Source organism: Myroides pelagicus, from assembly GCF_009711055.1.
Lineage (GTDB): Bacteria > Bacteroidota > Bacteroidia > Flavobacteriales > Flavobacteriaceae > Flavobacterium > Flavobacterium pelagicum.
Genome location: NZ_WMJY01000034.1, coordinates 1 through 25,434, shown reverse-complemented (window position 1 = coordinate 25,434; position 25,434 = coordinate 1). Strand labels below are relative to the sequence as shown.

Genomic DNA, 25,434 nt, shown 5'->3' with positions numbered 1-25,434 from the left:
TCATTTAGATGTCTCTTTGCCTCTTTCAGCGCTGTATGACATCCCCTTTGAGGTCTAAAGCCGTGGCTACTTGGATGAAACTCGTGTTCGTAAATATTCGATAATACTTGTGAGATACTTTGCTGTATTACTCTATCAATAACTGTGGGGATTCCTAAAAGTCGAACTTTACCTCCTTCTTTTGGAATTTCTACTCTGCGTATTCCTTGAGGCTTATAATTCCCCTTTTCTAATGAGTATAACAAGCTCTCTTTATGAACTAAGAGCCATTCTAACATCTTTTCAGTTGATAACTTGTCTATTCCATAACTCCCTTTATTTGATTTAACTCGCTTATAAGCTAAATTCAGATTCGAGGGACTTAGGATTTGTTCAAGTAAATCTAGCTGTCCTAATTNGGACTTAGGATTTGTTCAAGTAAATCTAGCTGTCCTAATTGTACTTCCATGAGGTTGTTTTCAGTTATCCCAATAAAAGTCTGCACTGCACTCCTTGATAGCTGTCGGGTTCCGCCCTATCATTCTCTAGGTAGTTATCAATAATCGTTGATATTTTCTGCATTCCGCCCTTCATTAGGTAACATTCATTTACTTCTCACTTAATTAAGTTCAGTCCTTCTGTATTTCGTAAGACTTCTTGGTATTGCCAAGCTTGTTTCCATACATACTATGACCTCTGCTGACTTCTTACAGCAATTGTTATCCGTAGTTCTGTAAAAAAAAACTTCCCTACGTCTGTAAGACCTCCCCAGGTAAGAACAATAACTTTCACCTCATGTACCTGCTATATTTACCCGCGTATCTCTGTACAGTTTTGGACTTCAGTTTGGGTTGCAACCTTATCCGATACTTTAAGCCTTATATAGTTTCTGTTCGTCAGGTCAAGGTTTTGCCGTAAGCTTCCTTCAGATTCCACCTCACGATGGACACCCTTGCTGTTGGCTAACACTTCCCACTGTAAAGGCGTGTTCGGGACTTACACCCTATAGTTATTGCCCATGCTGGGCACACAACCACTATGGACTGAAAGTCCATAGTGTGTTAAAGCAGACTAAAGTCTGCATAGGTGGAGCTTCTTACTCAAGTATGAAGTCACCTCCGTTATCATTTGGTTTGCGATGATGTTCAAGATATTGATTTAGCATTTCATCTGTAATGTTTCCTGTACTCCAACAACCAAAACCTATTGCCTAAAAGTGACGTCCCCAATATCTTTGTTTCAATTCAGGAAATTCTATTTGTAACTTCCTTGAAGTAAGACCCTTGAAAAGTTTGACAATATTACTTATATTTTGGGATGGACGATATTCTATATGAAGGCGAACATGATCTTTCGAGACAACACCTTTTAATATTTGAATATCTTCTGCTTCACAGATTTGAATAATTAGACTACGACAACGAATCTGAACATCACCTTCCAAAACTGGATAACGATATTTGGTCACCCATACTATATGGGCTGTTAGACGAGAGACACTATGACCATTACTACGTTGATATTCCATATATCAAAGGTAAACATTTTTAGAAGCTGAAAGCTAAATGCACTAAAGTGCATAGTTTTAACTACTGTCTGCGACCAATAAAAAAAATAGAATAAGTATCAATCAACGAAAATATTTCCAAAAAAACGCAATATAATTTAACTACCTCACCTTCGTTAAAATAGTATTTCAAAAAACAAGTTTCCTTATATTTGTTCAAAATAATAAATCAGATGAATATAAAATTAATTGCAATAGGCAAAACAGATAGCAAACCTCTTCAAACCTTAATTGAAGAATATACTAAACGCTTATCCTTTTATATAAAATTTGATTTAGAGATTATCCCGGATATCAAAAATGTCAAAAATCTTTCGGAAGCTCAACAAAAACAAAAGGAAGGAGAATTAATCCTATCTAAAATCTCCAATACAGACTACCTGGTACTACTAGATGAAAATGGCAAAGAATTTACAAGTGTTAAATTCTCTGAAGAGTTACAAAAACGAATGAATACTGGGATCAAAACGCTAGTATTTGTAATTGGAGGGCCATATGGTTTCTCTGAAGAAGTGTATAAAAGTGCTAAAGGAAAAATAGCGCTATCGCAAATGACATTTTCGCATCAAATGATTCGCCTTTTTTTTATTGAACAAATCTATAGAGGGTTTACTATTCTAAAAAACGAACCCTACCATCATCAATAGTTATTTTTATATTCTATAACCTTACAATATACCAAAATACGTAGTAGGTTCCTCCTATTTGTTGCCAAACTTGAGTTATAAGTGCAGTATTCCTCCAGTATACTAGCCCAGAACAGTCTTCTTGGCAAGAAAAGGTCAAGCAAAGTGGAGGTATTGTACAAGCATCAGAGGAGCAAACACAATCATCTCAAAAATTAGACTGACAATCGATTGAAAAATTATTAATTTTCACACAGCTTACAAGAATAAAATGCAACTAATTAAGTAGCGCTAAAATCCACAGGTATAGGATAACGCAATACAGCATTTTTCCCATTCAAGTATTTGGGAAAAGTAAACAAATTGGGATCTAATTGAAAGAATAAACTTTTGAAAGCTGTGTGAATCAACTGTACATCAGTATCTGAAACTCCATAGGCTTTCAAGTCGCTAAAAAAGAGACTTTTCTTTTGAGTAGTTGGATTTATAGTCAAAATCATGACTAAAGGCGTGTTCTTTTTAAAAGATATTTGCCTTTCTATTCTCTGCTCAGTTAACCTTAAAAGAAAAGCTACACTCTGTGCCAAATCAATAGATTCAAACAAGTCTTCTCCTGTATCTAAACAGCCTGAATTTTTACTAATCACTTTACCACTAGCATCATAACAAGACAGAACACTTTTACTATTACCTATCTCGTAATAACTCATCCAGCCATTTTCGAGATATGTGCTAGTCTGAATTGTAAACAAGCTATTCTTATTATACCCATTAGTATAGACACTTTTTGAACTCACATTCGTGCGATTTTCAGAACCATCTAATTCCTTAGAATAGACAAGTCTTTGCACAACAAATTTATCCGAAGATTTCTTTGTCCTATAAACCACCTTATTTGTCCAAAGCTCTTTATCAGAGACGGGGATTAGTGCTTGATAGTATTTCGTTACCACCGTATCTTTATTAATTTCCCTTAGTGTACTCATAATTTCGCTTCCACTAAAATCTCTAGCATACTCCATATAGATTTGTGCAGCTTTTCCACTTTGTGCATAAATCCCTTCTCCCACTAATACCGTCGAAAAAATAATAATCAGCCTATAAATACTCATACTTTTACTACTGCTAACTCCTAACAATATAACGCTCTTCCAATCCAATTATTACAAGTTAGTTGGTACTATTTTGTTAAACCAAATAGTATCATTATTTCATTAAAAATTAACCTATACAACTTCAAAAATTATAATAAACAATGAAAACAAAAAGTTAAAAAAACTAATTATCCACGAACTAATACACTAAATCTTGTTTTCTAAATTGGTTACTAATCTCCTTCTCTTCTAAAAGAACGCGTATCTGAAGATAGGTTTCAAACGATAAGTCTTTATTAAAACCTAATTGAATACTATCGCGTTGTACTATAGATTGAAGTAATTGCTCACGATCAACCTTATTCCCTTCAAATATGAAATCGTTAGCACCTTGAACATAAACAACATTTTCTAACGCAGTTGGGCCTGTAAAGTCAAAATCCAGCTCTTTAAAAGGAAACCATGCTCTATTTTTATGCAGAGAATCCACGTAAATATAAAAAACACCTTTCTCATCTCGATGCATATTATCTTCTTCGTACTTGTGGTCTTTTACTTTTTTAACCATCTTCGCCACATCCAATAAATTCAACTCACGCTCCACTGCAAACAAGTAATTTGTTCCCGCTATGCGATTCGTCTCATTCAAATGTGGTGTTTTCCCATCCTCTTCATATTCAATATAGACATAAGAGTGATCATCTACACCCTCTAATACTGTGTGAGATGCTCTAGTAAGTAACATCTGTTTTCTATTGCAACTTCCTAAAATGAAAAACAAAGGAAGTAAGAACAATACTATCTTTTTCATAATGCTAATTGTTTTAATATTTTTCTGGTTTCTACAGCTTCTTTTACATCGTGAACTCTCAATATTTTTGCACCTTTCTGTAGTGCTATCGTGTTGAGAACTGTTGTCCCGTTTAGTGCTTCCTGAGCTGTAGCATCGATTAATTTATAAATCATTGACTTTCTAGAAATCCCAACTAAAATAGGAATTTCAAAAACATTGAACAACTCCAATTTTGCCATTAGATCATAATTCTGCTCTAATGTTTTAGCAAAACCAAATCCTGGGTCAATTATCACATCGTTGATTTTTGCTTCACGCGCCAATGCAATGCGTTCTGAGAAGTACTGCAACACCTCTTTGACAAGGTCATTATATGTTGTCATCATTTGCATCGTTTGTGGATTCCCTCTCATGTGCATCATAATATAAGGCACTTTTAATTCACCAACTGTTGAAATCATCTTCTCGTCCAACATACCTCCAGCAATATCGTTAATCATTGCGGCTCCTGCCAGGATACTTTCTTTAGCAACTGATGCTCTGAAGGTGTCAATAGAAAGTAATACGTCTGGAAATTCCTTTAACAATAAGTCGATTGTTGGCACTAATCGATTTATTTCTTCAGTTTCTGATACAAATTCAGCACTTGGTTTGCTCGAATAAGCACCTAGATCGATAAAGTCTGCACCTTGTTCAAGCATCTTTTCAGCTTGGTCGAGAATAGTCTTATCTGTCTTATACCTACCACCATCATAAAACGAATTAGGTGTCACATTGAGAATTCCCATTACTTTAGGTTCGGATAAATCGATTAATTCACCTTTACAATTGATTGTCATTGTGCGTTAAAAATAACTTTTTAATATCTTTATTTACTTATTACTCCTAAATTATAACTATAGGCTTTTAAAGAGGCGCTATAATTAGTATTTTTGGACAAATATTACACAAATATAATTCAAATGAATACTACTTCTATACAATTCGACCAAGTAATTACGCAATGTCGAGATTTATATATCAAAAAAATGAAAGATTATGGGTGTGCTTGGCGAATTATGCGTCTTCCTTCCTTAACCGATCAAATTTTCATTAAGGCACAACGCATCAGAAGTATTCAAGAAAACGACGTCAGAAAGGTTGACGAAGGAGAAGTTCCTGAGTTTATCGGTATCATCAATTACTGTATCATGGCACTTATTAACTTAGATAAAGGAGCAGTCAACCTACCTGATTTATCAGAGCAAGAAGCAATCAAACTCTACGACGAACAAGTGGCTGTATGCAAATCTTTAATGGAAAACAAAAACCACGACTATGGTGAAGCTTGGAGAGATATGCGTGTTAGCTCCCTAACAGACTTAATACTTCAAAAATTGCTACGCGTTAAGTCAATCGAAAACAACAAAGGAAAAACAATTGTATCTGAAGGAATTGATGCTAATTATCAAGATATGTTAAACTATTCTGTATTTGCATTAATTCACTTAAACATTATTGATTCTAACTAATTTACTCTTACGACGAAATACTATGAAAATACTAACACAATTATCTCGCATATTCGTAGGGATTTTATTTATCCTTTCAGGATTAATTAAGCTAAATGACCCTACAGGTTTTTCATTCAAACTAGAAGAATACTTCTCTACAGAGGTACTTAATCTCCCTTTTTTGATTCCTTATGCGTTAGCCATAGCTGTAATTGTGGTCATAGCTGAAGTTTTACTTGGAGTAGCCTTGTTAATTGGATACATGCGTAAATTTACTTTAAGAGCACTATTAGTAATGATTGTATTCTTCACCTTTCTAACCTTCTATTCAGCCTTTTTTAATAAAGTAACTGACTGTGGATGTTTTGGTGATGCAATACCACTAACACCATGGGGTTCATTTACGAAAGATGTTGTTCTTTTGATTTTTATTTTAATCCTTCTAAAAGGACAACAATACATCACTCCACTATTCAAAGCGAACAAGAGTAATTGGATAATGCTTACTTCACTTGTTTTGTGTTCATTTATAGGGTATTGGGTACTAAACCACTTACCAATAAAAGATTTCAGAACCTATAAAAAAGGTACAAATATCCTCAAAGGTATGGAAATACCAGAAGGAGCACCACGTGCAAAATACGAAATGAACTTTTATTATGAAGTTGAGGGAGAAGAAAAGAAATTTACCGACAAAGAGCTAGGACAAATACCTAAGGGAGCTAAATTTATTCGAAGAGAAGATTTTCAGATTTCAGCAGGATATATTCCACCTATCCACGATTTTACCATGGATAAAGATGGTATCGACCACACTGTCGATCTAATGGCGGAACCAAAATTAGTACTTATCATTAGTTATGATTTAGACAAAGCAAGTACTGAAGGGTTAAGTCAAATGAAAGACTTTGCCAATAGTGCAATTGTCAATAACTACAAAGTGATAGGAATGACAGCTTCAAGTCAAGAAAAGATTGACCAAACAATCGAAACATACGAATTGCCATTTGATTATTACACTTGTGACGGAACCACATTAAAAACAATAGAACGCGCAAATCCAAGTATCGTAATCATCGAAAATGGAGTAATCGTAGACAAAAAACACTGGAAAGATCGTGCTAAAGCACAATTAAAAAACAAATAACCCTTGATCAATTATCTCTTAAAAAAAACAATTTATGCCTTTGCTACTCTATTTGGAGTAGTAACGGTTGTTTTTTTCTTATTCAATATATTACCAGGTGATCCTGCACGCATGATGCTTGATCAAAATGAAAACCCAGAACAACTACTAGCTGTCAAAAAGAAATATGGCTTTGACAAATCTCTAAGTAAACAATACTTGCTCTACTTAAACGATTTATCACCCCTATCTCTACACAGTAATCACACAGAAGACTTTAGCTACGACAAGGGACAATATACAGGAGTTAACTTATTAACCATAAACAAAACTACCCTTAAATTCAAACTTCCTTACCTAAGAGAAAGTTTTCAAAAAAGTGGAAAAAAAGTTAGCAGTATTATTTATGAAACATTACCCAATACTGTCGTACTTGCTGTATTGGCTATTGGTTTAGCTTTTTTTATCGGTGTACTATTAGGTATTGTATCTGCTCTATTTCACAATACGTGGATAGATCGATTTATTGCAGTAGTTAGTACATTTGGAATGAGTTTACCCTCTTTTTTTAGTGCGATTCTATTTGCTTGGATATTTGGTTTTATACTACACCAATACACTGGTTTACCAATGATAGGGAGTCTCTATGAGATAGATGATTTTGGAGAAGGAAAAAGGTTAGTTTTAAAAAACTGCATTCTCCCAGCCATTGTATTAGGAATTAGACCCTTAGCTGTAGTAATTCAATTAATGAGAAATTCTCTTTTAGAAACATTAAGTCAGGACTATATACGCACAGCTAGAGCTAAAGGCTTATCAAATACCACAATGATTAGAAAACACGCATTAAAAAACTCCCTTGCACCAGTAGTTACAGCGCTATCAGGGTGGTTTGCATCAATGTTAGCAGGAGCTGTTTTTGTAGAATACATTTTTGGCTGGAATGGATTAGGAAAAGAAATAGTACAAGCACTAAACACACTAGACCTACCAGTAATCATGGGAGCTGTTTTAATCATTGCATCTTCTTTCGTAATTATCACAATTTTAGTAGATTTGATATACGCATATTTAGACCCAAGAATAAAATTGAATTAATAAATTATAACTAGCACATATGAAGAAAATACTTTTCACAATAGCCTTAGTAGCCATAACAATAGCTTCTTGTAAGCAAACACCAAGACAAGAAACAACAGATTCAAAAACCACAGAAACTGAGAATCCAGTAGTTGTAAAAGACACTACTAAATTTGCTGAGCGAGCCCTATCACAAGATTTTCTAAACGAGGAAGGAAATACACTTACACTAGAACAAATCTTAGCAAAATACAAAGGAAAAACAATACTAATCGACGTATGGGCAGCATGGTGTCCTGATTGCATCAAAGCATTACCAGGAATAAAAGCAATAAAAGAAGCTAATCCAGAAACAGTTTTTGTCAACTTATCACTAGATAAAACAGAAGATTCTTGGAAAGAAGCCTTAACAAAATACAACGTTGAAGGAGAGAATTATTTCTCTAAAGAAGGAGAAGGTATGAAAGGAGATTTTGGAAAATCCCTAGACTTAAACTGGATACCGCGATATATTGTAGTAGACAAGGAAAGTAATATTGCCTTATACAATGCTACAGAAAAGAACTTCGAAGAAATTAAAAAACTATTAAAAAAATTACAGGAATAATGAGACATACTATCGTTGCAGGAAACTGGAAAATGCACAAAACTTATCAAGAAACACATAAGCTTCTAGATGAGTTAATCGAAAAATTGCCAACTGGAAAAGAAGTAGAAGTTATCGTAGCTCCTGCTTTCACAAATTTAGGTAGTGCAGTTGCACATCTAGACGGCACTAACATTCAAGTAGCCGCTCAGAATATGCACCAAGCAGAAGGAGGGGCTTTTACAGGAGAAGTATCTGCTCAAATGCTAAAAAGTGTAAATGTGGAGACCGTAATCATTGGTCACTCCGAGAGAAGACACTACTTTCATGAAACAGATGCGATACTAGCTGACAAAGTCAATACTGCCCTTCGTCATGATATGCGCGTAATCTTCTGTATTGGAGAAGAGCTTAAAGATAGAGAAAATAAACAGTTCTTAAACGTTATCTTTAATCAATTGACAGACGGATTATTTCACTTAACTAAAGAACAATGGGCAAATATTGTAATTGCCTATGAACCGGTATGGGCAATAGGTACTGGTATGACAGCTACCCCAGAGCAAGTACAAGAAATGCATGCTTTTATCCGTAGAGAAATCGAAAGAAAATACGATTTAAATGTAGCCAATAGTACGTCAATTCTGTATGGAGGTAGCGTAAAACCAAGCAACGCACAAGAGTTGTTTGCAAATCCAGATGTAGATGGTGGCTTAATTGGTGGAGCAGCCTTAATAGCTGATGACTTTGCAGCTATCGTCAATGCGGCTGAATAATCAAAAAAAGACTTATTTATAAAAGTCTATAAGCACAAAAAAAAGCGTATAATCTATTTAAAGTTTATACGCTTTTTTTATCTCTAAATTATACTATCTAACATTCTGTTTAATATAAACCTGTGTGGCACCTAGACCATATTTCTGATAGTTAGCATCTTCTGCTACTACCTCAACATAACGACTAAACAAATACTCCAATTCCGCTTTAAGTATTCCCTCACCTACTCCGTGAATAAACACAATACGTGGAATACGATTTGCAATTGCAAACTCTAATTGCCCTCGTGCCGTATCAAGTTGAAGAGTCAGCATATCATACTTTTCCATACGAGCATAATCCTTGGTCAACTTCTCTATATGCAAATCAACCTCAAGAATAAACTCGTCCTTTCTCGACTTTTTCTCTTTGACAAAAGAGCGTTTTTTAGGTTCTACTTTATCTTGTAATGCATTGTGAATACTTCCAACTGTACTAGCGGATTTAAACTCCTGATCAGCGTGATTACTAACTTTTAGAAGCTCATTTGACTTATACATCAATACAAATCCATCTTTAGTCTCTATAGTAACAATGTCATTGACTATATCAACTACTATACCTTCCTCATCTTCGTCAAGAACATGTACATAATCTCCTTTACTCAACATCTTTCTTATCTTCTTTTTCTAATTTCAACAAATCCTTTTTTATACCAGTATTAAACTCTCTTTCTGCCGGAGATTCTTGTACTGTATTACTACTTACCTTACTAGATAATCTAGCCATAGCAGCAAAAAACAGAACTACAGCAATTATTTGAATCCAAACATTAGTCTCGGCCTTTGTCTGCTCCCACAAGCCCCAAAATACTGCAAGCAAAGTGAGTATATTCAATACTATTCTAATAGTCTTACTCTTCAACATACCTTAAGGTGCTAAACGTTCAATTCTCCAATCTAACTGATCCTCCGTCAATGTATAACGGATACGATCGTGCAAACGATTAGGTCGTCCTTGCCAAAACTCTATAGAAATAGGTTGAACTACAAAACCTCCCCAATACTCAGGTCTTTTAACCTCTTCAGTTTCTGCTAGTTTTTCTAAACGATACATTTCCCTCTCCAAAATCTCATGTGAATCAATCACCGAACTTTGCTCAGAGACAATAGCTCCAATACGACTCCCTAAAGGTCTTGAGTCAAAATAATTATCAGACTGCACAGTCGTTGTCTTAGATGCTAAACCTTTTATAATCACTTGACGTTCTAAGGTAGGCCAAAAAAAAGACAAACAAATATGAGGATTCGCTAATATAGCACGTCCCTTTTCTGAATTATAATTAGTATAAAAAACAAAACCGTTTTCATCATATGATTTTAACAACACAACACGCGATTTAGGAAAACCATCAAGTCCAATGGTAGAAACCGTCATAGCATTTACTTCCTCTACTCCACCGAAGTCTTCCACTTCACAAAACCATTTACGAAACTGCATAAAAGGATTTTCATCAATAGTATTTTCTAATAGAACATTCTTTTCATATGATTTTCTATAATCTTTTAAATCATTCATCATGTAAAATATTAAAAGTTAAAAATAGCCCCATCATCAGCATTGAGAATAGTACCTGAAAAAACAGTCTCTGCTTCTTTCTTAAACAGAGTAATATCATTATAACGTGTAGAATAGTGTCCTAACACAAGCGTCCCTACATTAGCCAACTTAGCAATCTTAGCTGCTTGTTTAGCTGTACAATGTTTAGTACGCTGAGTATTGTGTTCTTCAGAATCTAAAAAAGTACTTTCGTGATAGAGTACATTGACATCTTTAATAATAGGAATAATAGCCTCCGAATAATAAGTATCCGAACAAAAGGCATAGCGCTCCGTTGGTTCGGGATCATAAGTAATATCCTTATTTTCAATCACTGTACCATCATCTAACGTAACATTACCACCTCTTTTAATCTTTTGGTAATAACAGCGATCTATACCTAAGTCTTCTATAGCACCTATACGAAGACGGCGCTCTCCATGTTTCGTTTCAAACAAATAACCATTAGTATAAACTCTATGATCTAAAGGGATAGTACGCACAATTACTTTATCATCTTCAAAAACTATTTCACTCTCTTTACTTGTCAACTCATGAAAGTATAACTTATAAGAAGTAAACGAATTAGACAAACGCAGCTGTAGCAAGATTACTTCCTTAATACCTTTAGGACCATAGACATGAAGATCAGCCTGCCTATTAAGTAGCATAAAAGTCGATATAAGGCCAATCAAGCCATAAAAATGATCTCCATGAAGGTGTGATATAAAAATATGATTAATACGCTGAAATTTAAGCTTTCTACGTCTCAATTGCACTTGTGTACCTTCTCCAGCATCAATTAAAAACATATGTCCGTTCATCTCTAATACTTGAGATGTTGGGTTCGTTATTGTTCTAGGTGTTGCTGCATAACAACCTAATATAGTAAGTTTCAATATGGTATATTTTTTCTATTTGAGGTTGTAATTTACAAAAAATAGCGAGTTGATGACAAAAGAAAAGGCTTAATTCCTTAAGCCTTTTCTATATTCTATCTAAAATCCTAAATCTCTTTGGATTTCATCCATTTCTATTAAATCATGAGCCTCTAACAGCGTAGGAACTATTATCATATCTCCATCAAACTCATTAAAGTCAATAGATTCAACAACAATCACAAAAGATCTATTAGCCTCTTCAATATGCTTTACTGCTAAATTTTCAAACTGCTCAATATCCTCTTCTGTAACCACAAAACTAGCTGTAATTAAATCAATCACTAGATTAGCTCCTACTAAATTACTTTCATATTGCTGTTCCAATTTCTCGACAAACTCACTTAGCGTTGCTTCGTTACTGGTAATAATAAGTGTATGCCCTTTTTCTTTTACTTTCATTGTATACGCTTTTATTTGATTAAGCGAATATAAAACGAATATACATACAATCATATATTCTTATAAAAATATCTTGTCTAACGGATGAAACATTGACGTAACAATACATCAACTCACCTCATTAGATTATTTCTAAACTTAGTAATCTAATTTAACCATAATCACTAGTTCACAATTGAAAAAAGGTATTCTTTCCTAGAAAGAATACCTTTTAACTATTAAAATGACTAACTAAAAAAATAGATAACCACACTTAACTTTATTTTATTTTAGATGCTAACAAGTAAATAACAGCCATACGAACTGCCACTCCATTTTCTACTTGATCCAAGATCACCGACTGCTGTGAATCAGCTACATCTGATGTAATCTCCACTCCTCTATTAATAGGCCCTGGGTGCATTACAACAATTTCTTTATCTAGGGAATCTAAAAGCTCTTTCGTCAAACCAAACTGTTGAGAATACTCTCTAGTATTAGGAAAGTAACTAAAATCTAAACGTTCATTTTGAACGCGAAGCATATTAGCAACATCACACCATTCTAAAGCTTTTCTCAGATTAGATTCCACTTTAACACCTAAGCTTTCAATATACCTTGGGATTAATGTTTTCGGACCGCAAACTCTAACCTCAGCACCTTGCATTTGCAGTGCGTAAATATTAGACAACGCTACTCTTGAATGTAGAATATCACCTACAATAACAACTTTTTTACCTCCTACATCACCTAATTTTTCACGAATAGAGAAACTATCCAACAAAGCCTGAGTAGGGTGTTCATGTGCTCCATCTCCAGCATTTACGATACTTGCATTTACATTTTTCGATAAAAAATAAGCCGCACCTGGATTATTATGACGCATAACTACCATATCTACCTTCATTGCGAGAATATTATTCACCGTATCAATTAAAGTCTCTCCTTTCTTCACAGAAGACTGAGCCGCAGAAAAACTAATTACATCAGCTGACAGACGCTTTTGTGCCAATTCAAAAGATAACTTGGTACGTGTACTATTCTCAAAGAAAACATTAGCAATGGTAATATCTCTAAGAGATGGCACTTTCTTAATAGGACGATTAATAACCTCCTTGAAATGATCCGCTGTTTCAAAGATTAAATCAATATCGTCTTTAGTAATATACTTTATTCCTAGTAGGTGATTTACACTTAATTCTTTCATTTCTTAAGTCAGTAAATTTAATAATTAGATGTTAGAATTTTGTTGGATATAGACACTATCCGCTGTACCGTCTTCTGACCAATGTACACGAACAGACTCTTCATTAAAGGCATCAACTTGACGACCTCTATAGTCAGGCTGAATTGGTAAATGACGACTAAAACGTCTATCAATCAGCACAAGTAATTCAACCTCTGCCGGACGACCAAATGACTGTATAGCAGTCAAAGCCGAGCGAATACTGCGTCCAGTAAACAATACATCATCTATAAATACGACTTTTTTATCCTCAACTAAAAAGTCAATTTGCGTTTTATTCGCTTCAAGTGGTTTTTGATTTCTTCTAAAATCATCGCGAAAGAAAGTAATATCCAAAAAGCCTAAAGCAATATTTGGAATATTGTATTCTGTTTCTAAAATTGCCTTAATGCGCTCTGCCAAGAATTTACCACGTGGTTGGATACCAATAAGAAGGGTATTTGAGAAATCTAAATGATTTTCTACCAATTGACAAGCCAAACGATGTAGAATAATATCAATCTCTTTTGAAGTAAGTAATACTTTTGGATTCATATGAAAAAGAGTTGTGTTTGGGGGGTAAAATTACAATTAAATATTGTTTTTTCGTTGTAATTTCGAAATTATCTTAAAGAAGAAGATGCATTAACTTGATATAGGATTACTTAATTATAAACTTTTCTTATTTTTATAGTTGACTACAAACGTAAGAACATGAAATCACAACTTCTCCTACTAAGCTTTTTATCCCTCACTTTCTCCTTAGCAAAAGCACAAACTAATGGCAAAGGAGAGAAAATTGACAGACAAGCTATTACTAATACCAACTGGAAATTATACTCCCTGAATGATATAAATCTACCGAGTAATCACCAGTATTCTATTAACCTAAACTTAATAGACCTTGAAATCTCCGGGAATAACAAATGTCATTCATTTATTATTCCTGTAAAAATGCTTAAACTAGTCGATAACAAGCTAACTCTAAAAACGACTAAAATAAAACAGGAGAACGATGAGATACTGTCTTGTCTAGATAACGAAATTGAAGTAATCCACTTGCTTAGCCAAACGAAATTGACTGTAACTATCATTAAAGACACCTTAAACTTAGTTACAAAAAAAAACAAAGTCATAAAACTCACAAAAGAAACTAACAATCCATTACAAAAATATATCACCCGATACCATTGGAAACTAATACAATATAAAAGTGATAGTGATACCGTATTTCCAATCCTTGTAGACTTCAATTTCAAAACTAATACCTTATATGCCTATTCCCTAGACTATACATTACTCTTTCATGTTAACTTTACTATTAACTACCTAAAAGGAAACATACAATTTAACGAAGTCTATTTCACAAACAAGGGCTACCCATCAGATAATTTTAGCCAAACAATTGGGGATTCACTACACTTACAAAACTATTCTTTTGACGTTGCTGAACAAACCTTCAATATATATTACAATAACAAAATTATCATGATGTTTGGAATAACTGACAAACCAAATCAATAGTCCAAAAAGTGTACTTGATCGAGTCTAGAAAACTCATTCTGTCAAATAAAAGTCATACCTTAGCCTTCGAATTTACAAAATAGTTTTATGAAAGCCTTAATTTTCAATGGGTCTCTCGACATAGAAGCATTTCGAACATCGAGACGTATAGCCCAACACTATACAGACCAGCTCATAAACAAGAATATTGATGTTCAACAAATACATTTATCTGATTATCAAATACCTATATTTCAAGCAAACTTAATGAATAACGTACCTGAAGAGGTGCAACAATTTATAGAGGCATTTAGATCAGCCGACATTATGATCTGGCTAACACCACTTTATCATGGTAGTCTAACAGGTGTAATGAAGAATGCTATCGATTGGTTAGAATTAACAGCTAAAGATAACCCCGCATACCTTACCCATAAGGTTATAGGGTTTACTTGTTGGGCTGCCGGGAATCAAGCAATGCAAGGGATACAAGCAATGGACAATATTGCTAAAGCACTTAGAGCTTGGTCATTACCATATTCAGTACCTATCAGTACTCTCGACCTTTACATAGACAACGAGCTTACTGATCAATACAAAACTAAAATGAACATGCTTGTTGAATTATTATCCGCTAAGAGATAGACAAAAAAAGGAAGAACTTACGTACTTCCTTTTTTATTTATAGATCAAACCAGTCCTAGCGACTCAAAATCAAAAATTCAGAACGTCTATTCTGAGCATCTTGAGCCTCATCACAAGGAGCGCATTGTATCTTCAACATCTTATCTCCATAACCTTCCGACTCCAGTCTATCCTTAGTGATTCCTTGACTTACTAAATATTCGACTGTAGCATCGGCTCTATTTTGAGATAATTTTAAATTATAATCAGGATTACCCTTACTATCCGTATGCGAATTTACCTTTATGCGCATTGTTGGATAGCGTTTCATCAGTTTGACTAATTTATCCAATTCAAATTTACTAGCTATTGTAATCTCTTTTTGATCAAAAGCAAAATGAATTGGCTCCAAAGTAATTCGATCCTCTTCAATCATCAACTCTTCTAAAGGTCTCAAATAAGCAATTAGCGTCTCTACCTCTTCATCTTTAGACACTTTTACCTCTAGCTCTTCGTCTAAATAATCTGGATGACTTACTACAACTTTATACAACTCTGCACAAGTTACATAGCCTTCTAACACACCTTTGTCATCTGTAACCGCTTCATCTTCAATTCTACGTTTACTATTAGAGAATTTAACTAATGCATTAGATACAGGTTTATTAAACTTCTTGTTTTTTACAATTACTTTTACATCGCGTTTACAAGAAGGCGTTACTTTATAAATATCATTTCTACCAATTCTATTAGAAGAAAAGAAACCAATTCCTTTTGAAGGATAATAAGAGAAAGCATAATCATCTAACGCTGTATTAATCGGCTGCCCAACATTTACTGGTTTTGCATTTGGCGTATTCATATCAACCATGTAAATATCCTTTCCTCCAAATCCCCCCCAACGATCAGATGTAAAGTACAAAACATTATCTTCGCTTAAAAAAGGATCTTCATTTATAGTCCCTGAATTAATGATAGCACCCAAATTTTCAGGTTCACCGTAATCTTCATCTTCTAACAAGGCTACTCTCCAAATATCTAGCACACCATGACTACCTTCCATATCAGAGGCAAAATAAAGATACTTCCCATCCGGACTTATTGATGGACTAGTATACATATACTGTGGTCTTGTAAAGGGTAATTTCTTAACTTTTCTCCACTTCGTTCCTTTGCGTTTAGCAACAAACAGACTCATCATTCGATCTCTTTTTTTGACGATAGGATTTTTCCTAAACCTGCGATAACGATAAGATTCTGAAGCAAAGAACATTCGCTCACCATCCAACGAGGCCACGGCACGTCCATCATTGAAGCGTTTGTTTATAGTTCCTAATAAACGAGTTGATTTAAATATTGGTTCTTTCACTGCTGTGAATGTAGCTTGATAAATATCGTAATTAGGCATTCGCTTATATCTATCTCTAACTTCAAAAAGCTTTCGAGCAAACTTATTTTCTTGTTTAGTCCTATTTGACACAAAATAAATGGTATCATTCTTTGTCATTAAAGCTCCAAATGTATCGTAATACCGATCGTTCATACCCGATTCCTGATATCCGAAGTATTCCTTAAGCTTAGACAATTCATAATAAGCATCCGGATTTTTAGCAAAATCTCTAGCACGACTATCATTAGGAACCAGTTCCGTAAAATCATCCATCATATCCCGCGCTACTTCATATCGTCCACTTTTCTGCAAAACCTTCGCATAACTATATATCAGTTCCGGATCTTGTTTTTCCATTTTAGCAATAGCTTTACCATAATAGGTTGATGCCTCAATCACACGATCTAACTTGTCATAACAAATTGCCAATTGCTGGTAAATATAAGGATCTGTATGCCTACTACCTCGTTCCAATCGCTTATACTCCTCTGCTGCTTTAGAGTATTCAGTATTCTTATAGTATTTGTCTGCTTTTTTCAGACTAGGCTTACCCTTAGCCAACACATTTGATGACATCAGCAAACTCATTAATAAGAGTAAACACAATCTAAACGCATCTTTTTTCTTCATAACACAACAATGATTTACTTTCCAAATCAAATTTATAACAATAATCAAGGATTACTATATTATAACGTAAGAAATCAATTATAGTTGCCCTCTTGTTATACTTTTATTTATCTTAGACAATAAGTTATTTGCATATAAAATATAACAGAAAAGGCAGTTTTCTCAATAAAACGGAAAACTGCCTTAACATTAATTATACAAAACACTTGACACTTCGAATATAAGACTTTTATTATAATTTAACAATAGTGCTAAAGATTATTTTTTACTAAATCTAAACAAATAGTAAGCTAACCAAATAAAAATGACCAGCCACAAAGTGACTGGTCGCAAAAAAAATCTATTATGATAACAACTTAACGCGTCACCATATCTAACCACTACTCAAATTTAGTAGTTGTTAAATAGAGTTGAGTTATCAAATTCAAATATTATTAAGCAAATATCTACAATAATCACATTTAACAAACCCTAACCACCCCTAAGACAATGTCCTTATTTATCATTAATATTGGGAAAACAATACTTCATAAGCAAAGCGACCAATAGCAATCAACATAATCAAGAGAAATATATAACGTACCCAAACTATTCCTTTAAGTATTGCCATCTTAGCACCAAAATACCCCCCTAAACCATTAGATATAGCCATTGGAATAGCAATTGTCCAAATAATTTGACCTTTGAGTAGAAATAAACAAATACTACCAAAATTAGTTGCCAAATTAATCATCTTCGCATATGAAGATGCCTTATAAAAGTCCATGCCAATTAAAAAAACAAACCCCATTATAAAGAAGGTACCTGTTGCAGGTCCAATAAAACCATCATAAAACCCTACAATAACACTCAGCACTACACTGTAAACAATCTTTTTCTTTCCTGATTGCTCAGATAAAAGTGAAGTACTAAAGTCTTTTTTAAAATAAGTGAATAACCATAAAGCCACAAGTACTACTAGTAGTAATGGTTTCATAAAATCATTACTCACGATTGTCAAAACATATGATCCTAGAAATGCACTAATAAAAGAAATTATAGCAAGGAATAAGAAAAACAACCAATCTATTTTACTCTTTTTTAAATAGTGTAACACAGCAATACCTGTCCCTGAAAAAGCTGGTATTTTTAATGTTCCGATAATTGTAGATATAGGATAACTAGGTAGTAATGCTAAACTCAAAGGTGTTTGTATCAATCCACCTCCTCCCGCGATTGCATCAATGAAACCGGCGCAAAAAGCTATGATGCATAAATAGAAGAAAATATCTAATTCCATTTTCTAGATTTACAAAAGACAAAAGTAGTACTTAATTGCAATTGTATCGTTTAATTAAAACAAATAAACTCAATACAGCTTAAAAAACAACCATCTCATCATAAAACAAAAAAGAGCCATCTATTTAAGATAACTCTTTTTTGTTTTATTTTCTTCTCTTAATTGTAACAGAATTCAGTTGGTGCAATTCTTAATTGCTTTAAGAAATCCTTTGGCTGATCGTTAAGCTTTACAACTTGATCTTGTGTTAATAGAAAGTTCTCCATTACCCATTCTTTTGTACAATAAACGATTTTAAACAATTCGTTTTGTAAATCTTCTGTTTTCAAACTAAAAAGCTCTTTCTTCTTAGTTTCAAACCCTTTTTGGTCAAAAGCTACTTTTCCCATGATACATTCTTGTTTTGTTGTTATTATGTTGTCTATACACCTGACTTACCTTTGTTGGCTAATAAAAGTATGCCAGTTAAAATCCCTATACTTGATAATAAACAATTATCATACCAGTTTAAAAAATACTAATTAAATCGGTAATCTTTTATGTTAATTAAATATGATTTTAAAGTTTCGCAAGTTATAACTTCTAACAATCCCTACCAATATTAAAATAAATATTTCGAAAAAAACATATTCTAAACACTTCGTAATTAAAATATTAAATTATATTACACAATACTTAGAACTAATTTAGCAATCTTAGTTTTTTACTCTTAAAAAATATAGCTAAACTAAAACCTCTTTATACCAATAAATCAAAAACTATTCTAAAAAAAGTAAAAAACACAGCAAACAAGCTAATTACTTACTTTCTTATTTGCAAACAACAACAAGGACTGAATATAATCTGTATCAAAAACTATTGTGTAGATATCGTGGATATTGAACTCATTTATGATGTCTAACCAGTCCCCAGTTACAGAAAACTCATCGATTGCAAAATATTCATTATCATCATTTGCAAAAAAGCTACCTAGACAAATCGTATCCTTCGTATTCAACATTAAAGCCTCATATTTTACAGAAATATTCTTTAGAATTATAAAAATATTTTCCTCTATATGAATCGGAAAAGAAGTAAAATCAACAAATTTAGCTTTAAGCACTTCTTCTACGTACTTTACCTCTTCATTTCTATCAACAGCAACAACTTTATCTCGTCTAATCAATGCATAACCATCAGTTACAAATTCATTTGTATTACGTTTAATTAAAATCCAATCTGCATTAAAATCTAATACAATCCCCTTAATATACTTAACAGGTTCATTAACTAATTGTATGCTCACTAACTGATATAAAAAACGATCGATCATAATGATAGTTTTAAATGACACACTAACTTTTAAACTATGACTGTGTATCAATTGAGTTATATTTAAATTTAATAAAAAACACATACATACCTATCTATTTTTACAATTATTTCACCTCTATATCAAAAAAAATATAATTAATTAAACATCAGTCGCTTAACATTAAAAATAAATCAAAATAAATAGAATATTAAAGAAAAACACCGATAAAAAACCTATAATCTAAGAAAAGACTACGTTTTTTAAGACGTTACTCAAAATAATAACCTCTAGTTAACTACCATAATACAACATGTAAAAACACAGAAAAGATATAGCCCCCCCTCCTTTCTATGCCTTTACAACTCTTAACATCAAGAACTACACAATAGTTCTAAACGTCAAACTTACCCTCCCTTTTCTTACTTTTTGAGTTGGAGGTAATCGATGGAGCCAATAGGTTTGAGTTTCCCCTTTCATTTCCCATAAACTACCCGGCTCAAGAATCACATCTAACTTTAGAGAACTCGCTTTATGCTTAAAACTAAACTTACGCACAGCTCCCAAACTTAGTACAGCTATAGAACCATTCTTTTTCAACTGCTTTTCCGCATCACTATGCCAGGCCATACCTTCATCACCTGATCCATAATAATTTAACAGACATGAATTATATGTTTCATTTGTAATCGTCTCTATTTTCTGCTTTAACCATAATAAAGCATCTGTCCACGGCAATGCACACTTAATTACTCCCGAATACGCATAACTAAATGGTTGTTCACCATACCAAGCTACTTGTCGCCTTGTTTGGATTCGCTTACCAAATAAAATCGCTTCATCGGGTTGCCAAGCAATAGCCCCTAATAAAAGAGTATAATAATACTCAGATTCATCATTAGAAAGAACAAAACCATGAGAAAGTACCTCTCCATCAAAAGGTAGTATATTTTCATCTTGTTGATTACATTGAGTAAATAAGTCCATAACAAATTGTTTTAGTCAATGTTACAAAAAGCTACACATCTATAAAAAATTCCTTTGCTAAAAATCAAAGCAAAAAAAATGACTATAAAACTATAGTCATTTCAATTTTATTTCAATGTTATTTCAATGTTAATCTATACTGTGACATATAGCGCAACTTATTCTTAAATACTGTAGGTTCAAGAATAAAATCTTTTCCTTTACTAAAGCCTAATTTCTCAGCTAAATAAACACTAACCTCATTTCCTTGCTCTACAGTATAGATAATCTCTTTAGTATCAACACATTCTTTTATAAGTTTTAACAATGCTCCTACAACTTGCCTTCCATACCCCTTACCTTGTACTTCTTTTTTGAGCCAAAAACCTATCTCTGCCGTATGTACATTAACATCTTGTATTCCACAACCTCCCAAAAACATTTGCGTATGCCTATCCTTAACAACCAAGACAAGAGCGGCTCCGCGTTTGTTCTCAACTACTGATGCACGAATATACTCTTTTGTAAAAGCAACATTGTCTATCAAATCAAAACTCAAAAACTTAGAAACGTCTTTAGTTAGATTAGTATGTATATCGTCTAAATAGATCTGATCTATTGGAGATAAAAGTACATCTTCATATTCAAAACTAAAATTATCTATAGCAACAATGTTTCTATTTTGACTAGCCACCATATTCAAGATCGTCTCTAACTCATAGATCATTCCTTGCTCAATACCATCACGCGCATCTATACTCAAAATAGATAATCTAAAGGACTCCAACACTTCAAGGGTATAGTACCATGCGTGATCAAAATACAACATCGGATCAATAGAATTCCACAAAGAAGCCTCTTCTACAGCAGACATTTCTTTAGGCCATAAATATGGCGAACCCTCTTCCCAAATAGAAGCTGAAAAACTCAAACCTTCAAATTCTTTAGAATCCAAGAATACTTCCCACTGAAGACCAACTGCCTTAGCCACTTTGAGCAACAAACGCAACACTAGATCTTGATTGTCACTAAATCGATCTAAATTATTTAATAAATAAGACAACAGTATGGGAGTAGCTATAATCACTCCACCTTTTTGCTCAACAAACCCACTTAAAGTTACTAATGCCATGCGCCGATCATGCCTAGCACCATGCTCCAAGACTGACAATATTGTAGGAACATTATTCGCTCTACCCTCCCAATGTATTAGTCTATTCCACGGAATAACAGAGTAGTCAATCGTATTAATTTCGCTCTTTCCCAATTGCTTTACATTATTATTTTTTGTTCGCTTTTTTGTATTGAAGCATGTTAAGGATTTTCTCCTCACTGATGTTTCGAACAAATGCGTGATCATAAACATACCCCAGCTTTTCAGCAATTTTTATACTTCCACTATTATCCTTCTCTACATTATACAATAGATATTTAACATCAAGATTGTTCATTACGAACCCTTCCAGTCCTTTTATAACTTCTGTACCATATCCTTTACCAAAAGCATCTTCTTTTAACCAAATTCCCAATGCAATCGACTCATTAGTAATATCATGAATACCACAACATCCAATAAATTCACCCGTTACTTTATCTACACTTACCAACGTAATATCATCACCTTTTTCTAATTGTCCAAGACTGTAATCAATAAATCCTTGAGTATCCTCAATCTTACCTGTTGGTATAAAAGGCAAAAACTTGGCAACTGTAGGTGTCAAAGCCTTAAAAATTGATTGTTTATATTTATCACTAACCACTTCAAATCTTAAGCGATCACTTTCAAACACGATGTCTTTACTATATCCCATGACTTTTAAATTTAATATGCCTACAAAAGTAATAAAACTTAATATCATCTACAGATGCTGAAAAAAGAACCAGCATATAAATATAAAAAGAATCCTATTTTAAAAGCATCGAAAAAAAATATTACTAATTAACACAACCATATCTTACTAATAACGAACACAATAAAAAAAACACGTTAAAAGCATAATTATTTTTATATAATTCTATTTGCAGAAATGAAAAAGTCGCTGTATGTTTGCACTGCAATTGAGACGAAATAGTCAAAGTATTGGAGAGGTGCCGGAGTGGTAACGGAGCAGATTGCTAATCTGTCATCGGGTAACCGATGCCAGGGTTCGAGTCCCTGTCTCTCCGCAAACTTTCGGGGTGTAGCGTAGCCCGGTCATCGCGCCTGCTTTGGGAGCAGGAGGTCGCAGGTTCGAATCCTGCCACCCCGACGAGAGTTTGACATTTCACTTAATTGTACACGGGGTGTAGCGTAGCCCGGTCATCGCGCCTGCTTTGGGAGCAGGAGGTCGCAGGTTCGAATCCTGCCACCCCGACGAGAGTTTGACATTTCACTTAATTGTACACGGGGTGTAGCGTAGCCCGGTCATCGCGCCTGCTTTGGGAGCAGGAGGTCGCAGGTTCGAATCCTGCCACCCCGACGAAAGGAATCACTTTTTAGTGATTCCTTTTTTATTTTACTATTTTCTCCCCAACTTTTAATTTTAATGGATCAATCCTAAAAGTTGTGTTTATGTATCAAGTGCAGTTAATTTACATAGAAAGATAGATAATGTTAATCAGATAAAACAAAAGGCATTAGTTTTGGATTAAACTAATACCTTTTGTTTTATCTATAAATGGAGTGCTCCATATCGTGATAAAGCAATAAAACCCACCGATCTTTGACTATTTCATCCTTCCATTCAGCACGCCACTGCATCGCTTTTTTTCCATCATAGTCAGTCTTGAATGCCATATTATAAGTCAGATAACTATACTTAGGAAGATTATCTGCTCCATAAAAATAAGTAACATCATCATCTTTAACCCAAAAAACTTGCATATATGCCGTATGACCGCCAACCACCCGATAACGAATATATTCATCTAACCGCCCTTCATCTTCATTCATCCACACAATATTTGGCAACTTTAAGATCTCTTCTAAGATCTCATAATCAAAAGAAATATCATCCTGTATCAACTCCGCAAAACTAACCTCTCTTCTTTGCAGATAAATAGACGCATTAGGAAATCGACAAACATACTTGCCATCTCTATACTCCATTAACCCATTGACATGATCTTTGTGCAAATGAGAAAGATATATTCGATCAATATCTATTGGTGATATCCCTTCCCTTTTCAGATATGCATCCAACACATATTCACCATTCTCTTGATACCCTAAACCGGCATCTAACAAAATAGTATACTTTTCTGTTACAATTAGAAAAGGACATACAGCAAGCTGTATTTCATTAGTTAATACTGTATTTTCTTCAATTGGCAAAAAATTCTTCACCTCATCTTCATAAAAATCCCCTTCTTTAAGAGGCACTACTTTTATCATCTACTTGAGTTTAAAAACAAAAATAAAGAGAATATAATCACAAAGGAAATCTAATCAAACGTTTATTATCTAAAATAAAGAAACTCAAAACAACTAATTGAGATTAAAATATCTACCCACTACCATTTATACTACTCAAAACACATCTACAATTCTTTTTTAACCTTACACATTGCAAAACAAAAAAACGTATATTTGCAATATATTAGTAATTTAACTGATTTCATTAACTTCTTAAAGGCACTACTTTTATTGTAAAAAACACCACGCCTTAAAGTGTCTTATTTTCGCATTCCGCACTACGTTTTTTATCTATCAAGCTATCAGAAACAAGGCTAATTCCTGTATTTACAAGGCTTCAATCTATACTTCTGCGAGCCTTCTTCAGTAAACCCTCTATTTTTCAGTACTTCTTGCGAATATCATTCGAACAACACTCAAACAAACACCTACCATCCATTGATTTCATTGAGCTAATCATTAGTTCGGTGATTGTAGAACTGATTTTTCAACACCTTTCAACAATCCATTTTGAAAACAATAAAAAACACCACTAACAAATCCATAACTGCACTTTTACAAACACAATAATTAAATCTACTTCATTAAAATACTCTTTCTTCAAATGAAGAGAGTCCTAGTGAAGAAATAAGCTAAAACATTATTCTATCAATAGCCGTATTGCTTAAGGTTATACACTAAAAAGTATACTTCATTAAAATAAATACAATATTTTTATCGTATAACCTTTTACTTCTCAAACAGTTGATACAAACCGATAAAAAAACTTTATTTTTTACTTGTTTAATATATTTAAAAAGCAATATATTTGCAACGTCAAAATAAGGAACAGCACTAGCTTACTTACTAAGACACCATAATTAAACGATAGTTTAAGGACGGTCCAGTAGCTCAGCTGGATAGAGCAACTGCCTTCTAAGCAGTAGGTCTCAGGTTCGAATCCTGACTGGATCACAAAAAAGCACCTTGTTACTTCAAGGTGCTTTTTTTATACACTCCTTTTTAGCATTATCATATCAATAAGCTGCTGGCCATTCTCTATGATAGGATCTTTATAGTTATCAATAAAGAAGTTTTGGATCAATCCTAAAAGTTGTGTTTATGCATAAAGTTT

General features: G+C 33.6%; 27 protein-coding genes, 5 tRNA genes and 1 pseudogene. 13 read left to right on the top strand and 20 right to left on the bottom strand.

Going from position 1 to position 25,434, the window contains the following annotated elements; translation table 11 throughout:
- Both GJV77_RS14965 and tnpA read right to left on the bottom strand, forming a co-directional pair.
- Nucleotides 1-278: reverse transcriptase domain-containing protein (locus tag GJV77_RS14965; protein WP_262885839.1), on the bottom strand; the 278-nt coding region annotated here is incomplete at its 3' end.
- Nucleotides 279-1,075: 797 nt separating this feature from the next.
- A pseudogene (gene tnpA / locus GJV77_RS12255) lies at nucleotides 1,076-1,507 on the bottom strand (IS200/IS605 family transposase).
- 212 nt (nucleotides 1,508-1,719) lie between these two features.
- Here tnpA and rlmH point away from each other — a divergent pair.
- The gene (gene rlmH / locus GJV77_RS12250; protein ID WP_155036647.1) at nucleotides 1,720-2,193 is read left to right on the top strand and encodes a 23S rRNA (pseudouridine(1915)-N(3))-methyltransferase RlmH; all 474 of its coding nucleotides are present in this window, start codon (nucleotides 1,720-1,722) and stop codon (nucleotides 2,191-2,193) included.
- Nucleotides 2,194-2,453: 260 nt separating this feature from the next.
- On the opposite strand, the gene GJV77_RS12245 is transcribed toward rlmH, so the two are convergent.
- From GJV77_RS12245 to folP, 3 genes are all read right to left on the bottom strand, one after another.
- Complete coding sequence (locus GJV77_RS12245) at nucleotides 2,454-3,284, bottom strand: hypothetical protein (RefSeq protein WP_155036646.1); 831 nt, start codon at nucleotides 3,282-3,284, stop codon at nucleotides 2,454-2,456.
- Between the two features lie 181 nt (nucleotides 3,285-3,465).
- Nucleotides 3,466-4,077, bottom strand: coding sequence for a hypothetical protein (locus GJV77_RS12240; RefSeq protein WP_155036645.1), 612 nt, complete (start codon nucleotides 4,075-4,077; stop codon nucleotides 3,466-3,468).
- Nucleotides 4,074-4,898 carry a dihydropteroate synthase gene (folP, locus tag GJV77_RS12235; protein WP_155036644.1) on the bottom strand — a complete coding sequence of 275 codons (825 nt, stop codon included), beginning with the start codon at nucleotides 4,896-4,898 and terminating at the stop codon, nucleotides 4,074-4,076. Before folP ends, GJV77_RS12240 begins: the two co-directional genes overlap by 4 nt.
- Before the next feature lie 123 nt (nucleotides 4,899-5,021).
- Here folP and GJV77_RS12230 point away from each other — a divergent pair, with 123 nt between their 5' ends.
- From GJV77_RS12230 to tpiA, 5 genes are read left to right on the top strand one after another with little or no spacing between them, the layout of a single operon-like run.
- The gene (locus GJV77_RS12230; protein ID WP_155036643.1) at nucleotides 5,022-5,570 is read left to right on the top strand and encodes a DUF1599 domain-containing protein; all 549 of its coding nucleotides are present in this window, start codon (nucleotides 5,022-5,024) and stop codon (nucleotides 5,568-5,570) included.
- A 22-nt stretch (nucleotides 5,571-5,592) separates the two neighbouring features.
- Nucleotides 5,593-6,699: a BT_3928 family protein gene (locus GJV77_RS12225; protein WP_155036642.1), complete on the top strand. Its 1,107-nt coding sequence runs from the start codon at nucleotides 5,593-5,595 to the stop codon at nucleotides 6,697-6,699.
- 3 nt (nucleotides 6,700-6,702) lie between these two features.
- Nucleotides 6,703-7,776, top strand: a complete 1,074-nt coding sequence (locus GJV77_RS12220; RefSeq protein ID WP_155036641.1) for an ABC transporter permease — start codon at nucleotides 6,703-6,705, stop codon at nucleotides 7,774-7,776.
- Nucleotides 7,777-7,795: 19 nt separating this feature from the next.
- Nucleotides 7,796-8,365, top strand: coding sequence for a TlpA family protein disulfide reductase (locus GJV77_RS12215; protein ID WP_155036640.1), 570 nt, complete (start codon nucleotides 7,796-7,798; stop codon nucleotides 8,363-8,365).
- Nucleotides 8,365-9,120, top strand: a complete 756-nt coding sequence (gene tpiA, locus GJV77_RS12210) for a triose-phosphate isomerase (protein WP_155036639.1) — start codon at nucleotides 8,365-8,367, stop codon at nucleotides 9,118-9,120. Before GJV77_RS12215 ends, tpiA begins: the two co-directional genes overlap by 1 nt.
- A gap of 93 nt (nucleotides 9,121-9,213) precedes the next feature.
- Here tpiA and GJV77_RS12205 read toward each other — a convergent pair whose 3' ends face one another.
- The 7 genes from GJV77_RS12205 to pyrR all read right to left on the bottom strand — a co-directional run bounded on the left by GJV77_RS12205 (nucleotide 9,214) and on the right by pyrR (nucleotide 13,798).
- Nucleotides 9,214-9,771, bottom strand: a complete 558-nt coding sequence (locus GJV77_RS12205; protein WP_155036638.1) for a DNA mismatch repair protein MutS — start codon at nucleotides 9,769-9,771, stop codon at nucleotides 9,214-9,216.
- Nucleotides 9,761-10,027 carry a hypothetical protein gene (locus GJV77_RS12200; RefSeq protein ID WP_155036637.1) on the bottom strand — a complete coding sequence of 89 codons (267 nt, stop codon included), beginning with the start codon at nucleotides 10,025-10,027 and terminating at the stop codon, nucleotides 9,761-9,763. The genes GJV77_RS12205 and GJV77_RS12200 overlap by 11 nt, the downstream gene beginning before the upstream one ends.
- Before the next feature lie 3 nt (nucleotides 10,028-10,030).
- The gene (gene pdxH / locus GJV77_RS12195; protein ID WP_155036636.1) at nucleotides 10,031-10,678 is read right to left on the bottom strand and encodes a pyridoxamine 5'-phosphate oxidase; all 648 of its coding nucleotides are present in this window, start codon (nucleotides 10,676-10,678) and stop codon (nucleotides 10,031-10,033) included.
- An 11-nt stretch (nucleotides 10,679-10,689) separates the two neighbouring features.
- Nucleotides 10,690-11,598 carry a ribonuclease Z gene (locus GJV77_RS12190; RefSeq protein WP_155036635.1) on the bottom strand — a complete coding sequence of 303 codons (909 nt, stop codon included), beginning with the start codon at nucleotides 11,596-11,598 and terminating at the stop codon, nucleotides 10,690-10,692.
- Between the two features lie 99 nt (nucleotides 11,599-11,697).
- Entirely contained in the window at nucleotides 11,698-12,093 is a 396-nt protein-coding gene (locus GJV77_RS12185) for a ribonuclease Z (protein ID WP_240142866.1), read from the bottom strand.
- A gap of 205 nt (nucleotides 12,094-12,298) precedes the next feature.
- Entirely contained in the window at nucleotides 12,299-13,225 is a 927-nt protein-coding gene (locus GJV77_RS12180; protein WP_155036634.1) for an aspartate carbamoyltransferase catalytic subunit, read from the bottom strand.
- A gap of 24 nt (nucleotides 13,226-13,249) precedes the next feature.
- A complete protein-coding gene (gene pyrR, locus GJV77_RS12175; RefSeq protein WP_155036633.1) occupies nucleotides 13,250-13,798 on the bottom strand; it encodes a bifunctional pyr operon transcriptional regulator/uracil phosphoribosyltransferase PyrR in 549 nt (182 codons plus the stop codon).
- 159 nt (nucleotides 13,799-13,957) lie between these two features.
- Between pyrR and GJV77_RS12170 the strand changes: the two genes are divergently transcribed.
- Both GJV77_RS12170 and GJV77_RS12165 read left to right on the top strand, forming a co-directional pair.
- A complete protein-coding gene (locus tag GJV77_RS12170; protein WP_155036632.1) occupies nucleotides 13,958-14,767 on the top strand; it encodes a hypothetical protein in 810 nt (269 codons plus the stop codon).
- Between the two features lie 87 nt (nucleotides 14,768-14,854).
- Nucleotides 14,855-15,391 (top strand): NADPH-dependent FMN reductase, encoded by a 537-nt coding sequence (locus GJV77_RS12165; protein WP_155036631.1) that lies wholly within the window; start codon nucleotides 14,855-14,857, stop codon nucleotides 15,389-15,391.
- Between the two features lie 55 nt (nucleotides 15,392-15,446).
- Here the strand turns inward: GJV77_RS12165 and GJV77_RS12160 are convergent, their stop codons facing one another.
- From GJV77_RS12160 to GJV77_RS12130, 7 genes are all read right to left on the bottom strand, one after another.
- Nucleotides 15,447-17,390: an OmpA family protein gene (locus GJV77_RS12160; RefSeq protein ID WP_155036630.1), complete on the bottom strand. Its 1,944-nt coding sequence runs from the start codon at nucleotides 17,388-17,390 to the stop codon at nucleotides 15,447-15,449.
- A 505-nt stretch (nucleotides 17,391-17,895) separates the two neighbouring features.
- Entirely contained in the window at nucleotides 17,896-18,669 is a 774-nt protein-coding gene (locus GJV77_RS12155) for a sulfite exporter TauE/SafE family protein (RefSeq protein ID WP_155036629.1), read from the bottom strand.
- Nucleotides 18,670-18,827: 158 nt separating this feature from the next.
- Nucleotides 18,828-19,058 carry a hypothetical protein gene (locus GJV77_RS12150; RefSeq protein WP_155036628.1) on the bottom strand — a complete coding sequence of 77 codons (231 nt, stop codon included), beginning with the start codon at nucleotides 19,056-19,058 and terminating at the stop codon, nucleotides 18,828-18,830.
- 404 nt (nucleotides 19,059-19,462) lie between these two features.
- Nucleotides 19,463-19,981: a hypothetical protein gene (locus tag GJV77_RS12145; protein ID WP_155036627.1), complete on the bottom strand. Its 519-nt coding sequence runs from the start codon at nucleotides 19,979-19,981 to the stop codon at nucleotides 19,463-19,465.
- Between the two features lie 360 nt (nucleotides 19,982-20,341).
- Nucleotides 20,342-20,947 carry an alpha-ketoglutarate-dependent dioxygenase AlkB family protein gene (locus tag GJV77_RS12140; RefSeq protein WP_155036626.1) on the bottom strand — a complete coding sequence of 202 codons (606 nt, stop codon included), beginning with the start codon at nucleotides 20,945-20,947 and terminating at the stop codon, nucleotides 20,342-20,344.
- Between the two features lie 118 nt (nucleotides 20,948-21,065).
- Nucleotides 21,066-22,193, bottom strand: a complete 1,128-nt coding sequence (locus GJV77_RS12135) for a GNAT family N-acetyltransferase (RefSeq protein WP_162521620.1) — start codon at nucleotides 22,191-22,193, stop codon at nucleotides 21,066-21,068.
- 13 nt (nucleotides 22,194-22,206) lie between these two features.
- Nucleotides 22,207-22,737: a GNAT family N-acetyltransferase gene (locus GJV77_RS12130; protein WP_155036624.1), complete on the bottom strand. Its 531-nt coding sequence runs from the start codon at nucleotides 22,735-22,737 to the stop codon at nucleotides 22,207-22,209.
- Between the two features lie 271 nt (nucleotides 22,738-23,008).
- Here GJV77_RS12130 and GJV77_RS12125 point away from each other — a divergent pair.
- The 4 genes from GJV77_RS12125 (at nucleotide 23,009) to GJV77_RS12110 (ending at nucleotide 23,385) form a co-directional block, all read left to right on the top strand.
- Nucleotides 23,009-23,092: transfer RNA gene (locus GJV77_RS12125), tRNA-Ser, on the top strand.
- 8 nt (nucleotides 23,093-23,100) lie between these two features.
- Nucleotides 23,101-23,175: transfer RNA gene (locus GJV77_RS12120), tRNA-Pro, on the top strand.
- A gap of 30 nt (nucleotides 23,176-23,205) precedes the next feature.
- A tRNA-Pro gene (locus GJV77_RS12115) sits at nucleotides 23,206-23,280 on the top strand.
- Nucleotides 23,281-23,310: 30 nt separating this feature from the next.
- Nucleotides 23,311-23,385: transfer RNA gene (locus tag GJV77_RS12110), tRNA-Pro, on the top strand.
- Between the two features lie 188 nt (nucleotides 23,386-23,573).
- Here the strand turns inward: GJV77_RS12110 and GJV77_RS12105 are convergent.
- Nucleotides 23,574-24,299, bottom strand: coding sequence for an MBL fold metallo-hydrolase (locus GJV77_RS12105; protein ID WP_155036623.1), 726 nt, complete (start codon nucleotides 24,297-24,299; stop codon nucleotides 23,574-23,576).
- A 901-nt stretch (nucleotides 24,300-25,200) separates the two neighbouring features.
- On the opposite strand from GJV77_RS12105, the gene GJV77_RS12100 reads away from it, so the two are divergent.
- Nucleotides 25,201-25,274, top strand: a tRNA-Arg gene (locus GJV77_RS12100).
- Nucleotides 25,275-25,434 lie beyond the last annotated feature (160 nt).

What these genes read in the sequence shown, in the direction of transcription:
- rlmH (WP_155036647.1), top strand. Translation starts at nt 1,720, where the DNA reads ATGAATATAAAATTAATTGCAATAGGCAAAACAGATAGCAAACCTCTT.
- GJV77_RS12245 (WP_155036646.1), bottom strand. Translation starts at nt 3,284, where the DNA reads ATGAGTATTTATAGGCTGATTATTATTTTTTCGACGGTATTAGTGGGA.
- GJV77_RS12240 (WP_155036645.1), bottom strand. Translation starts at nt 4,077, where the DNA reads ATGAAAAAGATAGTATTGTTCTTACTTCCTTTGTTTTTCATTTTAGGA.
- folP (WP_155036644.1), bottom strand. Translation starts at nt 4,898, where the DNA reads ATGACAATCAATTGTAAAGGTGAATTAATCGATTTATCCGAACCTAAA.
- GJV77_RS12230 (WP_155036643.1), top strand. Translation starts at nt 5,022, where the DNA reads ATGAATACTACTTCTATACAATTCGACCAAGTAATTACGCAATGTCGA.
- GJV77_RS12225 (WP_155036642.1), top strand. Translation starts at nt 5,593, where the DNA reads ATGAAAATACTAACACAATTATCTCGCATATTCGTAGGGATTTTATTT.
- GJV77_RS12215 (WP_155036640.1), top strand. Translation starts at nt 7,796, where the DNA reads ATGAAGAAAATACTTTTCACAATAGCCTTAGTAGCCATAACAATAGCT.
- tpiA (WP_155036639.1), top strand. Translation starts at nt 8,365, where the DNA reads ATGAGACATACTATCGTTGCAGGAAACTGGAAAATGCACAAAACTTAT.
- GJV77_RS12205 (WP_155036638.1), bottom strand. Translation starts at nt 9,771, where the DNA reads ATGTTGAGTAAAGGAGATTATGTACATGTTCTTGACGAAGATGAGGAA.
- GJV77_RS12200 (WP_155036637.1), bottom strand. Translation starts at nt 10,027, where the DNA reads ATGTTGAAGAGTAAGACTATTAGAATAGTATTGAATATACTCACTTTG.
- pdxH (WP_155036636.1), bottom strand. Translation starts at nt 10,678, where the DNA reads ATGAATGATTTAAAAGATTATAGAAAATCATATGAAAAGAATGTTCTA.
- GJV77_RS12185 (WP_240142866.1), bottom strand. Translation starts at nt 12,093, where the DNA reads ATGATTGTATGTATATTCGTTTTATATTCGCTTAATCAAATAAAAGCG.
- GJV77_RS12180 (WP_155036634.1), bottom strand. Translation starts at nt 13,225, where the DNA reads ATGAAAGAATTAAGTGTAAATCACCTACTAGGAATAAAGTATATTACT.
- pyrR (WP_155036633.1), bottom strand. Translation starts at nt 13,798, where the DNA reads ATGAATCCAAAAGTATTACTTACTTCAAAAGAGATTGATATTATTCTA.
- GJV77_RS12170 (WP_155036632.1), top strand. Translation starts at nt 13,958, where the DNA reads ATGAAATCACAACTTCTCCTACTAAGCTTTTTATCCCTCACTTTCTCC.
- GJV77_RS12165 (WP_155036631.1), top strand. Translation starts at nt 14,855, where the DNA reads ATGAAAGCCTTAATTTTCAATGGGTCTCTCGACATAGAAGCATTTCGA.
- GJV77_RS12160 (WP_155036630.1), bottom strand. Translation starts at nt 17,390, where the DNA reads ATGAAGAAAAAAGATGCGTTTAGATTGTGTTTACTCTTATTAATGAGT.
- GJV77_RS12155 (WP_155036629.1), bottom strand. Translation starts at nt 18,669, where the DNA reads ATGGAATTAGATATTTTCTTCTATTTATGCATCATAGCTTTTTGCGCC.
- GJV77_RS12150 (WP_155036628.1), bottom strand. Translation starts at nt 19,058, where the DNA reads ATGGGAAAAGTAGCTTTTGACCAAAAAGGGTTTGAAACTAAGAAGAAA.
- GJV77_RS12145 (WP_155036627.1), bottom strand. Translation starts at nt 19,981, where the DNA reads ATGATCGATCGTTTTTTATATCAGTTAGTGAGCATACAATTAGTTAAT.
- GJV77_RS12140 (WP_155036626.1), bottom strand. Translation starts at nt 20,947, where the DNA reads ATGGACTTATTTACTCAATGTAATCAACAAGATGAAAATATACTACCT.
- GJV77_RS12130 (WP_155036624.1), bottom strand. Translation starts at nt 22,737, where the DNA reads ATGGGATATAGTAAAGACATCGTGTTTGAAAGTGATCGCTTAAGATTT.
- GJV77_RS12105 (WP_155036623.1), bottom strand. Translation starts at nt 24,299, where the DNA reads ATGATAAAAGTAGTGCCTCTTAAAGAAGGGGATTTTTATGAAGATGAG.